The 12,933-nt window shown below is 69.5% G+C and carries 12 protein-coding genes; 7 read left to right on the top strand and 5 right to left on the bottom strand.

The features are described from left to right. Nucleotides 1–41 precede the first annotated feature (41 nt). A complete protein-coding gene (locus ACWDOP_RS28750; protein WP_456347529.1) occupies nt 42–1,607 on the bottom strand; it encodes an alkaline phosphatase D family protein in 1,566 nt (521 codons plus the stop codon). Between the two features lie 143 nt (nt 1,608–1,750). On the opposite strand from ACWDOP_RS28750, the gene ACWDOP_RS28755 reads away from it, so the two are divergent. Then, nucleotides 1,751–2,299 (top strand): NADAR family protein, encoded by a 549-nt coding sequence (locus ACWDOP_RS28755; RefSeq protein WP_456347530.1) that lies wholly within the window; start codon nt 1,751–1,753, stop codon nt 2,297–2,299. A gap of 49 nt (nt 2,300–2,348) precedes the next feature. Here ACWDOP_RS28755 and ACWDOP_RS28760 read toward each other — a convergent pair whose 3' ends face one another. Further along, nucleotides 2,349–3,179 (bottom strand): helix-turn-helix transcriptional regulator, encoded by an 831-nt coding sequence (locus ACWDOP_RS28760; RefSeq protein WP_456347531.1) that lies wholly within the window; start codon nt 3,177–3,179, stop codon nt 2,349–2,351. Between the two features lie 87 nt (nt 3,180–3,266). Here ACWDOP_RS28760 and ACWDOP_RS28765 point away from each other — a divergent pair, with 87 nt between their 5' ends. Beyond that, on the top strand, nt 3,267–4,013 hold the full coding sequence (locus ACWDOP_RS28765; protein ID WP_456347532.1) for an SDR family oxidoreductase: 747 nt from the start codon (nt 3,267–3,269) through the stop codon (nt 4,011–4,013). A 152-nt stretch (nt 4,014–4,165) separates the two neighbouring features. Next, a complete protein-coding gene (locus ACWDOP_RS28770) occupies nt 4,166–5,590 on the top strand; it encodes a flavin monoamine oxidase family protein (protein WP_456347533.1) in 1,425 nt (474 codons plus the stop codon). 105 nt (nt 5,591–5,695) lie between these two features. Here ACWDOP_RS28770 and ACWDOP_RS28775 read toward each other — a convergent pair whose 3' ends face one another. The 3 genes from ACWDOP_RS28775 to ACWDOP_RS28785 all read right to left on the bottom strand — a co-directional run bounded on the left by ACWDOP_RS28775 (nt 5,696) and on the right by ACWDOP_RS28785 (nt 7,916). After that, nucleotides 5,696–6,217, bottom strand: a complete 522-nt coding sequence (locus ACWDOP_RS28775; protein ID WP_454206718.1) for a L,D-transpeptidase — start codon at nt 6,215–6,217, stop codon at nt 5,696–5,698. A 208-nt stretch (nt 6,218–6,425) separates the two neighbouring features. After that, nucleotides 6,426–6,959, bottom strand: coding sequence for an NUDIX domain-containing protein (locus tag ACWDOP_RS28780; protein WP_456347534.1), 534 nt, complete (start codon nt 6,957–6,959; stop codon nt 6,426–6,428). 45 nt (nt 6,960–7,004) lie between these two features. After that, nucleotides 7,005–7,916, bottom strand: a complete 912-nt coding sequence (locus ACWDOP_RS28785; RefSeq protein ID WP_456347535.1) for a helix-turn-helix domain-containing protein — start codon at nt 7,914–7,916, stop codon at nt 7,005–7,007. Nucleotides 7,917–8,124: 208 nt separating this feature from the next. Here ACWDOP_RS28785 and cysD point away from each other — a divergent pair, with 208 nt between their 5' ends. Genes cysD through ACWDOP_RS28805 form a run of 4 tightly spaced genes read left to right on the top strand, consistent with a single transcriptional unit; the run spans nt 8,125 to nt 12,928 of the window. Continuing rightward, nucleotides 8,125–9,030 carry a sulfate adenylyltransferase subunit CysD gene (gene cysD / locus ACWDOP_RS28790; RefSeq protein WP_456347536.1) on the top strand — a complete coding sequence of 302 codons (906 nt, stop codon included), beginning with the start codon at nt 8,125–8,127 and terminating at the stop codon, nt 9,028–9,030. Continuing rightward, nucleotides 9,030–10,928: an adenylyl-sulfate kinase gene (gene cysC / locus ACWDOP_RS28795; RefSeq protein ID WP_456347537.1), complete on the top strand. Its 1,899-nt coding sequence runs from the start codon at nt 9,030–9,032 to the stop codon at nt 10,926–10,928. Before cysD ends, cysC begins: the two co-directional genes overlap by 1 nt. Nucleotides 10,929–10,934: 6 nt before the next feature. Next, nucleotides 10,935–12,137: a hypothetical protein gene (locus ACWDOP_RS28800; RefSeq protein ID WP_456347538.1), complete on the top strand. Its 1,203-nt coding sequence runs from the start codon at nt 10,935–10,937 to the stop codon at nt 12,135–12,137. Continuing rightward, nucleotides 12,134–12,928, top strand: coding sequence for an SDR family oxidoreductase (locus tag ACWDOP_RS28805; RefSeq protein WP_456347539.1), 795 nt, complete (start codon nt 12,134–12,136; stop codon nt 12,926–12,928). The genes ACWDOP_RS28800 and ACWDOP_RS28805 overlap by 4 nt, the downstream gene beginning before the upstream one ends. Nucleotides 12,929–12,933: the final 5 nt, after the last annotated feature.

Raw genomic sequence — 12,933 nt, forward strand, 5'->3', positions numbered from 1 at the left:
ACCATAGTCACGCGCATTGTGCTCGCGGTTGGCGCGGCGTCTCAGTGAGCGGGGGCCAGACGCTGTGTGAACAGCACGTTTCCGGTTGCGTCGCACAGGTTTACTGTGAGTTCGCTGGACCTGCCGTCGATGGTGACTTCGCCGAAATGCTGATAGGCGCCGTCGAGCGGGGACGTGTTCTGGACGGGCGGCGCGTGCACGAAAACGGCCTCGGGGCCGAAGGTCCCGTCCAGATCGTTGGGGCCGAACGCGCCGGCGTTGAGCGGGCCCGAGACGAACTCCCAGAACTCGTCGAAATCGCCGAACGCGGCGCGGGCGGGCGAGTAGTGGTGCGCGGCGGTGTAGTGCACGTCCGCGGTGAGCCAGACGACGTTGCGCACCTTGTCGGACTTGATGGCGCGCAGCACCGTGGCGATCTCGGTCTCGCGGCCCGCGGGTGCGCCCGGATCGCCGTTGGCCGGACCTTCGAACGCGGTGTTCCCGTCCTTGACGGCCAGGCCCAGGGGCAGGTCGTTGGCGATGATCTTCCAGGTGGCCCGGGAGTCTCGCAACCCCTCGGTGAGCCAGCGGGTCTGGGCCGCCCCGAGGATCGTGCCTGCGGGACCGCGGTTCGCGCCGTTGAGGTCCTTGTAGGTGCGCATGTCGAGCACGAAGACGTCCAGCAGCGGGCCGTAGGAGATCTTGCGGTAGAGGCGGCCGTCGGCGGCCTCCTTCGGCTCCACCGGCATCCATTCGTGGAATGCCCGCCAGGACCGGGCGGCGAGGGTGTCCATGCTCCGCTCGGTGTATCCCTTGCCCTCGGCGATCTGCCCGCCGGGCGACCAGTTGTTGACGGTCTCGTGGTCGTCCCACTGCACGAGCTGGGCGACGGCGGCGTTGAAGCGGAGGTAGTTGGCGTCGGTGAGGTTGTAGGCGTAGTTGCCGCGGAACTGGTCCAGGGTTTGGGCGACCGCGCTCTTGGCCTCGGAGACGGTGTTGCGCCAGATCCGGCCGTCGGGCAGGGTCACCGATTCCGCGAGCGGGCCGTCGGCGTAGATGGAGTCGCCGGAGTGCAGGAACAGGTGCGGATCGCGGGCGGCCATGGCGGCGAAGATCTTCATGCCGCCCAGATCCGGATTGATGCCGTAGCCCTGGCCGGCGACGTCCCCGGACCACAGCAGCCTGATGTCGGCGGGCGCCGCGGGAGCGGTGCGGAAGACGCCGGTGACCGGTTCGGACACCGCGCCGTCCTCGCCTTGGAGGGTGACGCGGTAGTGCACCTGCTGTCCGGCGGGCAGGCCGTTCACCCGGACGCGGCCGGTGCCGTCGGTGTCCGGGGTCAGCAGTCCGCCCTCGAAACGCGCGGCGTCCCTGAAGGATTCGGTGGCGGCGGTTTCGACGATCAGGGTGGCGGGCCGGTCCGCGCGGGCCCAGATCAGCGCGCCGTCGCTGCGCGGGTCGCCGACCGCGACGCCGTGCGTCAGGCGCGGGCGCTCGCGCACCAGGGCCGGGCCGCTGTTCGCCGAACAGGCTGCCAGAGCGGGCGCGACCAGCAGGCCGGCGGCGGAGGCGCGCAACAGGGTGCGGCGGGAGAGACCGAATTCGCGTGCGGGGGGAAGCGAGGCCATGCGCCGACCATTACGCAGTGAACTCAACACCGGTTGAACTCTGCCGTGCGGGCCGGCGAATGCTCGGCAACGGCGCGGCGTGCCCGCGGGGCGGCAGAATATCGTGCGGCGCCCGGCGGTTCGGGTCGGCTAGTCTCGGCGGCGTGGACAGAGCGCAGCTGACGGCGGATATCGCGGCCGGAGAATCCCCGGAGTTCCTTTTCTTCTGGGGGCACACGCGCACTCCCGGGCACTCGGTGGGCAAGTGGGTGCTGAGCCAGTGGTGGCCGGTGGAGTTCACCGTGGACGGGCAGCGCTACGGCAGCGCCGAGCATTTCATGATGGGGGAGAAGGCCCGGCTGTTCGGCGACGAGGAGATGCGCGCCAGGGTACTCGCGAGCGAGACGCCCGCCGATGCCAAACGGATCGGGCGCGCGGTGCGCGGATTCGATCAGGACGCGTGGGTGGCGCACCGGTACGACATCGTGCTGCGGGGCAGTATCGCCAAGTTCGGCCAGCACCCGGAGCTGCGGGACTTCCTGCTGGCGACCGGTGACAAGGTGCTGGTGGAAGCGGCTCCGCGCGACACGATCTGGGGGATCGGGCTGGGGGCGGAAAATCCGGCCGCCGCGCATCCCGATCAGTGGCGCGGGGAGAATCTGCTGGGGTTCGCGCTGATGGACGCCCGGGAATCGCTGAACTCGGCGACCTGATCCGGTTCGCGGGTGGGTGATTCGGGTAACGAGCGCGCCGGGCCGGGCATCAGGGGCGGGACGCGTCAGCGGTGAGAGTGGCGAAGACCGCGGCCGTGGGTGAACCCGGGGCCGGGCAGTAGACGATGATGCGCTGGTCGGTGTCGGCGACGTGCAGGACCTGGCACTCGAAGTCGAGGGGGCCCAGGGCGGGATGGTCGATGTGCTTGGCGTGACCGCGCCGGACCTCGACGTCGTGGGTGTCCCACATCCGCGCGAATCGGGGTGCTGTGCCCAGTAATTCGGTGACCAGGGCGGTCAGGGCCGGATTGCCCGGATAGCGGGCGCAGGCCGCGCGCAGATCGGCGACCGTGGAATGCGCGAAGCGGACGATGGCGTCGTTCGCCCACAGCGGGTGATCGGCCTGGACGGCGAACATCCAGCGCACCATGTTGCGTTCGTGGTCCGGGACCGAGCCGAGATCGCCGATGAACGGAACGGCCCGTGCGTTCCAGGCCAGGATCTCGTAGGTGGCGTCCACCACGTAGGCGGGCGTCGCCAGGGAGTCGAGGATCACCCGGACCGATTGCGGGACGGTGCGATTCGGTCCGGCGATCGCCGGTGGGTTCTCCCCGCCCAGGCGGAACAGGTACTCGCGCTCGTCGGCGGTGAGCAGCAGGGCCCGGCCCAGCGCGGACAGCACCTGGCGCGAGGGCTTCGCGCCGCGGGCCTGTTCCATGCGGATGTAGTAGTCCACCGAGATGCCGGCCAGCTGGGCGACCTCCTGGCGGCGCAATCCCGGTGCGCGCCGGTTGATTCCGGCGGGCAGTCCGACATCGGCCGGGGTCAGCCGGTTCCGCCGGGAGCGCAGGAAGGACGCGAGTTCTGTGCGGTCGGCCATGGTTCCAAGTCTCCGGCATCGGCGGGCGCGGTGGGTGGTACTGACTGGTCCTCCCCAGCGCGTGCGGGCGGTGCCACGGTGAATCGCATGACGACAGCACTCATCACCGGGGCCAACCGCGGCATCGGCTTCGAAACCGCCCGCCTGCTCGCCGAGCGGGGCATGACCGTCCTGGTGGGGGCCCGCGACGACGAACGCGGCCGGACCGCCACCGAGAAACTGAAAGCCGAAGGGGCGCAAGCGTATTTCGTGCAGCTCGACGTGACCGACGCCGAATCCGTCGCGCGCGCCGCGGCCCGGATCGAGGCCGAGTTCGGCTCGCTCGACGTACTGATCAACAACGCCGGGATCCTCGGCGGCTTCGACGTGGACGGCAAACCCTCCAACACGCAGGTGGCCACACTGGTGCGGACGCTGGAGACGAACGTGTTCGGCGTGGTCCGAGTGACCAACGCGCTGTTGCCGCTGCTGCGCCGGGCGCCGGCCGCGCGCATCGTGAACGTCTCCAGCGAGGTCGGGTCCATCACCGGCGCGCTCGATACGAACGGGCCGATGTGGCCCATGGTGGGCATCAACTACCCGATGTCCAAGGCCGCGCTCAACATGGTGACCGCGCAGTACGCCAAGGAACTCTGGGACACCCCCATCAAGGTGAACGCGGCCAATCCGGGCTACTGCGCCACGGAGTTCAACGGCAACACCGGTTTCCGGTCCGCGGCCCAGGGCGCCGAACCGTCGGTGTATCTGGCGACCCTGCCCGCCGACGGGCCGTCCGGTGAGCTGTGGGGCTACCTGTGGGGCGGTGACACCGAGTACGGGCGGCTGCCCTGGTGACGGTTAACGAGAATGTGATCGGCGGGAAACGGACATAGTTGGTCAATTGACCAGTATTGGGTACTGGTCGGGCATACCCTTGCGACCCGGCTCGGATCGGCGGAAGGATGCCCGTGAATATTGGCCGCAGAACAGTGCTCAGAGGTGCGGCGATGGCCGCCGCGGCCGCGGTGGCGGGGCCGGCGGCGGCACGCGCGACACCCGGCGCCCCCGGGGCGAACCGGGACTCCGAGGTGATCGTGGTCGGGGCCGGACTGTCCGGGTTGGCGGCGGCCAAGGCGCTGCGCGCGGCCGGCCAGCGGGTCCTGGTCCTCGAGGCCCGCGATCGGGCGGGCGGGCGCGTCTTCAACGCCACCACGCGCGGCGGCATCCCCGTCGACGGCGGTGCGGAGTTCCTCGGTCCCACCCAGGACCGCATCGCCGCCTTCGCCGCGGAATACGGGGTGGCCACGCTGCCCACCTACAACCAGGGCGAATCACTGTTCGCGATCAACGGTGCGCTGCACCGGGTTCCGGCCGCGATACCGGTGCCCGCCCTGCCCGGCACCGTCGAGACCGCGCTGGCCATGGCCCGCATCGACGCCACGGCCATCGGATTCCCGGTCGGGGAGCCGTGGCGGCATCCCGACGCCGCGTACCTGGACTCGATCACCTGGCAGGACTGGATCGACGCCAACGCCCGAACCTACGAGGGCAGACTGTTTCTGGCGCTGGCGCAGACCGCGCCGCTGTCGGTGCGGCCGCACGAGTTGTCGGCCCTGTTCATGATGAACTACTTCGCCGCCTCCGGAAACGAAAGCAACCCGGGCACTTTCGCCCGGCTGCTCAGTGTGGAAGGCGGTGCGCAGGAGCGGTTCTTCGACGGCGGCGCGGCACTGGTGCCCTTGCGCATGGCCGAATCCTTCTCGGACGCCATCGTTTACGGCGCGCCGGTGTGGGCCATCGAGCAGGGCGCGGGCGGCGCCGCGGTGTTCACCGATCGCGGCGTCTTCCGCGCCGCCAAGGTGGTGGTCGCCATGTCGCCGGCCATCAGCGGGCGGATCGACTACCGCCCCGGACTGCCGACCGAGCGGATCGAGCTCATCGGGGGCTACACGATGGGCCGGATCGCCAAGTTCCTCGCGGTGTACGAGCGGCCTTTCTGGCGCGAGGACGGGCTCACCGGCCAGGTCGTCGGCGACGGCACGCCCATCGACGTGACCTACGAGAGCTACGGCGGCGGGCACCACGTGCTCATGGGCTTCATCTCCGCGGACGCCATGGCGGACCTGGACGCCCGGCCCGATCGCGACCTGGTCGAGACCGGTCTGGACAGCTTCGTGCGGTACTTCGGGCCCAAGGCCCGGTCCGAGGTCGTGGACTACGGATTCAAGAAGTGGGACAACGATCCCTACTCCTGGGGCGGGCCCACGGCCACCACGCGACCGGGCATCCTCACCCGCGTCGGCCCGGCGCTGCGCGAACCGGTCGGCGACATCCACTGGGCGGGTACCGAAACCGCGGACTACTGGCAGGGGTACATGGACGGGGCCATCCGCAGCGGCGAGCGCGCGGCGCGGGAGATCCTGGCGTTGTGAGCACCCGCGGGCGGGCCGATCGATCGTGAGCGGCAGGGCCCGGAATCCACGAGTGCGCCCCTGGCGGAACGGATTCCGCCGGGGTGCATCGTCCGGGAAGCGGCGTCAGTTGACCACTTCGATGATGTCGCCCGGATTCACGTGGTGGTACAGCCTTTCGGCGCCCTCGGGCACCATGCGGATACAGCCGTGCGACTGCTCCTCGATCGGGCCGATGTGGGTGGCGATGTCGCCGTTGAAGAAGACCGCCCAGAGCATGTCGGCGTGATGCATGGTGCTCCAGTGGTACTCCTTCTTGAAGGCCACCCTGAAGACGCCGGGCGGGGTCTCGTAGCCGGGCCGCCCGTGCGAGATCGGGGTCGGGCCGTAGGTGACCTTGCCGTCCTCCATGAGCCAGGCCTGGTTCTGCGACAGGCTCATGCAGACCCGGGCGCCGGCCGTGGTGCACGGCGCGAAGACCGGAGCCGGTGGCGGCGGCGGAATGATCGCGGGGACGCCGGGAATATCCGGCCCGCCGGGCCACAGCGGTTCGGCCTGCGCCGGGGCCGCCATCAGGACGGCGGCCGAGGCGATCCCGGCGAGGATCGCCGTGCGGGCGATGGGTCTATGAAAAGGATTGCCGCTCATAGTGTGTGAACCTCGCTCATCCCGGGCGCACGTGTGCGCGGCGGTGACCTGGTGATCGGGTCACCTGGTGGTCAATGCAAAGGAACTATCACCGCATCTTAAACGGGAATTGCGAAGATTCGGGCGGAATCGACACCCTGGATAATCCGCCCGGATACCGCCCCTGACCGGGCGGTCGGTGACTATGCCGAACCGTGATCGGAACTCACTACGCGGGGTTATCGCGCTCGTGTAAAAGCAGCAGCAGATACGCCGCGATGGTCTGGGAATCGACGATGACGCCATTCGCGATCATCGCTTCCACGTCCGCCCGGGAGAACCACGCGGCGCGCATGTCCTGTTCGGAGGGCTCGCGTTCGGGTTCGCCCGCGGTCAGTCCGCCGGCCAGCACCACGTGGCCGTAGTGATTGCTGGTGCCGGGTGCGGGGGCGATCTTGCCCAGCAGGGTGAGATGCGCTGCGCGCAAACCGGTTTCCTCACGCAGCTCCTGCCGGGCGGCGGCGATGGGATCGAAGGGCGTGCCGGGCACCGTGCCGCCGGGGAACTCCCAGCTGCGCCGGCGCAGGGGGTATCGGAACTGTTCCACCAGGTGGAATCGGTCGCCGTCGCGCGGAATGACGATGGCGAAGTGCGCCTTGTCGATGTAGGCGTACAGGCCGTCGCCGTCCGAGCGGCGAATGATGTCCTCGTGCAGCGTGATCCAGGGATTGGAGTAGATCTCCCGCGATGAGATGGGTTCCATCGCGCAATCCTGCCGCACCGGGCGCGCACGTCGCGGCGTGGCAGGTCAGGGCCGCAGGCTCGCGGTGATCGACTCCGCGGCGGTGACGGTGGCCGCTGCCAGTTCGCGCAGCGCCGCGGCGGGCAGGTGGGTGTCGGGGCAGCTCACGACCGAGGCGATGACCGTGCCGTCCGGGCCGAAGATCGGGGCGGCCACCGACACCACGGCGTTGTTCTCGCCCAGTTCGTCGGGCAGGTAGTCGATGGTGATGAGTTCGGTGATCATGGCACTGAGCCGGTGCCGCAGCGGATCGGTGACGGGGGAGTGCCGCAGCGCGGACAGCGCCTCGAGCATCGGCGCGGAATCGTCGGCCAGGCGCTCGACCGAATAGCCGCGCGAGGCGATGGCGTCCAGGACCGCGGACAGCCGTTCGCGATGGGCCGGGTCGGCGGTGGCGAGCCAGGCGCGGCGTTCGGATTCCGGTGCCCAGGCGATGAATTCGCGGCACACGGGCGGGGCGAAGGGTATGCGCCTGGCGTGCCGGATCCAGGGCACGGACGGGGTGCCGATGATCTCGGTGACGGCGATGGTGTCGCGTTCGCGTTCGGCGAGGAAGACCGGGACGCCGCGGTCGGCGGCCAGCGCGCGCAGGGCGTCGGCGGCCGTGCGGCGCAGCGGGAACGCCGCCTCGGCGCGCCGGGCGACCGCCATCAGGCCCAGGCCGAGGGCGTAGTTGCCGTCCGCGTCGCGGACCGTCCAGCCCTCGGCGGTCAGCTGGGTCAGCACCGCGTGCGCGGTGGCCCGGGACATGCCGGTGGCCCGGACGATGCGGGCGAGCGAAAGCTGTTCTGCCGCGTGGCGGGACAGCAGGTCCACGGTCTGCACGACCCGGCGGGTGGGCGGGGAGGCGGCGCTCTGGTCACCGGGCGCGGCGAGCGCGGTGTCACCGAGCGTGGCGGTGGCGGGGCTGTCGGTCACGGTGTCCCTCTTCGGTGCGCTACGGGCAGGCGGCGAGAAACCCGCGCCGGGTAAATCGGCGCGAGGTATTGACCAGTACCGGTCAACCGACCTATCGTCGGTGTCACATTATCGAACGATAGCGTCGAATATTCGACACCGCAAGTCCCGGGCGCAACGGCTCTCGGACACAGCGGGGACGGATCGGCGCGGCGAGTGAGTGAAGCGAATGCGCGCGGGATACGAGCTGACGCACCTGGACGCCCTGGAGGCGGAATCGGTGCACATCATCCGGGAGGTGGCCGCCACCTTCGAACGGCCGGTACTGCTGTTCTCGGGGGGTAAGGACTCGGCGGTCATGCTGGAGCTGGCGCGGCGGGCCTTCTGGCCCGCGCCGCTGCCGTTCCCGCTCATGCACATCGACACCGGCCGCAACTTCGACGAGGTGATCGACTTCCGCGATCGCACCGTCGCCCGGCTCGGGGCACAGCTGCTGGTCGGCAGCGTGCAGGACGACATCGACGCCGGCCGGGTCACCGAGAAGGCGGGGGAGACCCGCAATCGGCTGCAGACCGCCACCCTGCTGCGCGCCATCCGGGAGAACCGCTTCGACGCGGTCTTCGGCGGCGCGCGCCGGGACGAGGAGAAGGCCCGCGCCAAGGAACGGGTCTTCAGCTTCCGCGACGAATACGGCGCGTGGGATCCGCGGGCGCAGCGCCCGGAGGTGTGGAACCTCTACAACGGCAGGCACAACCGGGGCGAGCACATTCGCGTGTTCCCGCTCTCGAACTGGACCGAACTCGACATCTGGGAGTACATCGACCGCGCCGAGGTGGCGCTGCCGTCGCTGTACTACGCGCACCGGCGGCTCGTGCTCGAACGCGACGGAATGCTGTTGGCGGACAACAGATTCATCACCCCCGCCGCCGACGAACCGCTGTTCGAGAACACCGTGCGCTTCCGCACCCTCGGCGACGCCGACTGCACCGGCTGCGTGGAATCCACCGCCGCCACCCCCGCCGAGGTGATCGCCGAAACCGCCGTCACCCGGCTCACCGAACGCGGCGCCACCCGCGCCGACGACCGCATCTCGGACTCCGGCATGGAGGATCGCAAGCGAGAGGGCTACTTCTGATGCGCCGCAACCTTTTGCGCCTGGCCACCGCGGGCAGCGTCGACGACGGCAAGTCCACCCTCATCGGACGCCTGCTGTACGACTCCAAGGCGCTGTTCACCGATCAGCTCGACGCCATCGAGCGGGTCAGCCTGGGCCGCGGCAGCGGGCAGCCGGACCTGGCGCTGGTCACCGACGGGCTGCGTGCCGAACGCGAGCAGGGCATCACCATCGATGTCGCCTACCGCTACTTCACCACTCCGCGCAGGAAATTCGTCATCGCGGACACCCCCGGGCACGTGCAGTACACCCGCAACATGGTGACCGGCGCGTCCACCGCGGATCTGGCGCTGATCCTGGTCGACGCGCGCAAGGGCGTCTCCGAGCAGACGCGGCGGCACGCGTTCCTGTCCTCGCTGCTGGGGGTGGGGCACCTGGTGCTGTGCGTGAACAAGATGGACCTGGTCGACTGGTCCGAGGAGCGGTTCGAGGAAATCCGTTCCGAGTTCGCCGATTTCGCCACCAAACTCGACGTCGGCGACCTGAGCTTCCTGCCGGTGTCCGCGCTCACCGGGGACAACGTGGTCGAATCCTCGACGCACACACCGTGGTACGCCGGACCGCCGCTGCTGCGGCACCTGGAGGAGGTGCACATCGCCTCCGACCGCAACCTCATCGACGCGCGGCTGCCCGTGCAGTACGTCATCCGCCCGCACGGGGAGAGCGAACGCTCCTACGCCGGCACCATCGCCGGCGGGATCTTCAAGCCCGGTGACGAGGTCGTGGTGCTGCCCTCGGGGCGCAGCAGTCACGTCGCGCAGATCTGGGCGCCGGGCGGCGGCAAGGTCGAGGAGGCGTACGCCGGCATGGCGGTCTCGCTCACTCTCGAGGACGACATCGACGTCGGGCGCGGCGACATGCTCGCCCGGCCCGGCAACCAGCCGCACCAGGACCGTGAGCTCGACGCCATGGTGTGCTGGTTCTCCGACACCACGCAGCTGCGCGCCGGGAACGACTACAGCCTGCGCACCGCCACCCAGTCGACCAAGGTGCGGGTCACCGACCTCGACTACCGCCTGGACGTGAACACCCTGCACCGGCAGACCGACGCGGAACAGCTGGGGCTCAACGACATCGGGCGCCTGACGCTGCACAGCCGCCAGCCGGTCATGTTCGACGCCTACCGCGACAACCGCGCCACCGGCAGCTTCATCCTGGTCGACGACGCCACCAACCAGACGGTGGCGGCGGGCATGATCACCGGGCGCACCCCGGGCAAGATCGAGACCAGCAGCGATCGCGGGCATCGCACCAGCGGACGGCGCCCGCGCCCGAACCTGGTGTGGCACAACTCCAAGGTCGATCGCGGGCAGCGCCTGAGCGCGGGCGCGACCATCTGGCTCACCGGGCTCTCGGGCTCCGGCAAGTCCACCATCGCCGTGGAACTCGAGCGCCAGCTCATCGCGTCCGGGCGGCCCGCGTACCTGCTCGACGGCGACAACCTGCGGCACGGGCTGACCAGCAACCTCGGCTTCACCGACGAGGACCGGCGCGAGAACATCCGGCGGGTGGCCGAGGTCGCGGCGCTGTTCGCCGACGCGGGCACCGTCGCCATCGTCTCGCTCATCAGCCCCTTCCGCGAACAGCGGCGCGACGCGCGAAAGCTGCACGACGACAAGCGATTGCCGTTCTTCGAGGTGTTCGTGGACACCCCGCTGAGCGAGTGCGAGCTGCGCGATCCCAAGGGGCTGTACAAGCGCGCCCGCGCGGGCGAACTGCGCGAGTTCACCGGGATCGACTCACCGTACGAGCGGCCCGAATACGCCGAACTCACCATCACCCCGCAGGCCGGGACCCCCGTCGACATCGCCCAATTGATCCGCCGCGAACTCGGCGGACTCTCCGAGAGGAATGGCTGAGGCCAGATGCCACAACCCGATATCGAACAGGCCGAACTGCCGCTGACCGAGCCCTTCCTGGCCGCGGTCGCGGAAGCCGAGAAGCTCATCGCGGCAGCGGAATTCATCCGCGACGAGCACGACCTCGCCGAGGGCTACGACTACCTGCAGGGCAGTATCGCCGCGGTGCTGCAGCTCTCGCGCGCGCACGGCACCTCGCACCCGTACTTCGTGTCCTCCACCGGGCCCTACGCCAAGATGGGCCTGGACAACCCGGACACGCTGTACTACCACGCCAACGTGGAACCCGGCGCGGAGTACCTGCTCACCGGCGTGCGCGGCAGCACCGTCGACCTGAGTTTCCAGGTGCTCAAGGGCGATTACACCGCCACCGACGTGCCGGGCGGGCAGGACGCGTTCGACGATCGCCGCCTCGACATCGCCGCGGACGGCAGCTACCAGTTGCGGTTCGGGCCGCCCAAGGAGAATCCGGAGCCGAACTACTTCGTGCTCGGCGAGGGCGCGTCCATGCTCGCGGTGCGCGAGGTGTACGGGGACTGGCTGTCCGAGCGCAAGGGCACCATTCGCATCGAACGCGTCGACACCGTCGGCACCGCGCCGGCCGAACCCGACGTGACCCAGCTGCGCAAGCGCTACCGGGCCGCCGGGCGCATGCTGCTGACCCGCGTGCACACCTGGTTCAACTTCCCCAAGTGGTTCTACCTGGATCTGCCGGTCAACACCCTGACCGAACCCCGGCTCACCCCGGGCGGATTGAGCACCCAGTACTCCTCGGTCGGGCACTACGACCTCGCCGACGACCAGGCGCTGATCATCACGGTGCCGAAATCGCAGGCGCCGTACCTGGGTTTCCAGCTCGGCAGCCGCTGGTACATCTCGCTGGACTACGTGAACCACCAGACCAGCCTCAATCACGCACAGGCGCAGGTGGATCCGGACGGGCTCGTCCGGCTGGTGGTGTCGGCGCGCAACCCCGGCATCGCCAACTGGGTCGAGACCACCGGACGCCGCCGCGGGATCCTCCAGTTCCGCTGGCAGCGCGTCGATTCCCCGGTCACGCCGGACCAGGGCCCCACCTTCGAACTGGTGCCCTTCGACAAGGTGGCCGAACGGCTGCCGCACTTCGCACACAATCGGATCGACGACGCGGGCTGGCGCGACCGAATCGCCGCCCGTCAGCGTGGTTTCGCGGAAAGGATGCTGGGATGAGCCGGCTCGAAACAGGACTGCTCGCGGGCAAGGTCGTCGTGGTCAGCGGCGTGGGCCCGGGGCTCGGGCGGTCCATCTGCCTCGAGGCCGCCGCGGCCGGGGCCAAGGTCGTGCTCGCCGCCCGGACCGAGGCGCGGTTGAAGGAGGTCGCGGCCGAGGTCGAGGCCGCCGGGGGTGAAACCCTCAGCGTGGTCACCGATATCACCGACGCCGACGCCGTCGCGAACCTGGTGGCGCGCACGCTCAAGGCGTTCGGGCGGGTGGACGTGCTGGTGAACAACGCGTTCTCGGTGCCGTCCATGAAGCCGCTCGCGCGCACCGACTACGCGCAGATCACCACCAGCCTCGATCTCACCGTGCTCGGAAACCTGCGGATGACGCAGGCTTTCACCGAGGCGCTGACCGAGACCCAGGGCAATGTGGTCATGATCAACTCGGCGGTGCTACGGCACTCCGAGCCGCGCTACGGCAGCTACAAGGTCTCCAAGTCGGCGCTGCTGGCGCTCTCGCAGACCCTGGCCACCGAGCTCGGTGAGAAGGGAATCCGGGTCAACAGCGTTGCGCCCGGATACATTTGGACCGACCAGCTCAAGTGGTACTTCGGGGAGATCGCCAAGAAGTACGGGATCACCGAGGAACAGGTGTACCAGCAGACCGCGTCCAAATCCGATCTCAAGCGACTGCCGCTGCCGGACGAGATCGCGCAGACCGTCGTGTTCCTGGCCTCGCCCTGGGCCAACGCCATCACCGGCCAGACCATCGACGTGAACTGCGGCGAATACCACGTCTGACCAAG

This window comes from Nocardia sp. NPDC003693, from assembly GCF_053981095.1.

Excerpts from the sequence above, each read along its gene's own strand:
- ACWDOP_RS28750 (WP_456347529.1), bottom strand. The coding sequence starts at position 1,607 with ATGGCCTCGCTTCCCCCCGCACGCGAATTCGGTCTCTCCCGCCGCACC.
- ACWDOP_RS28760 (WP_456347531.1), bottom strand. The coding sequence starts at position 3,179 with ATGGCCGACCGCACAGAACTCGCGTCCTTCCTGCGCTCCCGGCGGAAC.
- ACWDOP_RS28765 (WP_456347532.1), top strand. The coding sequence starts at position 3,267 with ATGACGACAGCACTCATCACCGGGGCCAACCGCGGCATCGGCTTCGAA.
- ACWDOP_RS28770 (WP_456347533.1), top strand. The coding sequence starts at position 4,166 with ATGGCCGCCGCGGCCGCGGTGGCGGGGCCGGCGGCGGCACGCGCGACA.
- ACWDOP_RS28775 (WP_454206718.1), bottom strand. The coding sequence starts at position 6,217 with ATGAGCGGCAATCCTTTTCATAGACCCATCGCCCGCACGGCGATCCTC.
- ACWDOP_RS28780 (WP_456347534.1), bottom strand. The coding sequence starts at position 6,959 with ATGGAACCCATCTCATCGCGGGAGATCTACTCCAATCCCTGGATCACG.
- cysD (WP_456347536.1), top strand. The coding sequence starts at position 8,125 with ATGCGCGCGGGATACGAGCTGACGCACCTGGACGCCCTGGAGGCGGAA.
- cysC (WP_456347537.1), top strand. The coding sequence starts at position 9,030 with ATGCGCCGCAACCTTTTGCGCCTGGCCACCGCGGGCAGCGTCGACGAC.
- ACWDOP_RS28800 (WP_456347538.1), top strand. The coding sequence starts at position 10,935 with ATGCCACAACCCGATATCGAACAGGCCGAACTGCCGCTGACCGAGCCC.
- ACWDOP_RS28805 (WP_456347539.1), top strand. The coding sequence starts at position 12,134 with ATGAGCCGGCTCGAAACAGGACTGCTCGCGGGCAAGGTCGTCGTGGTC.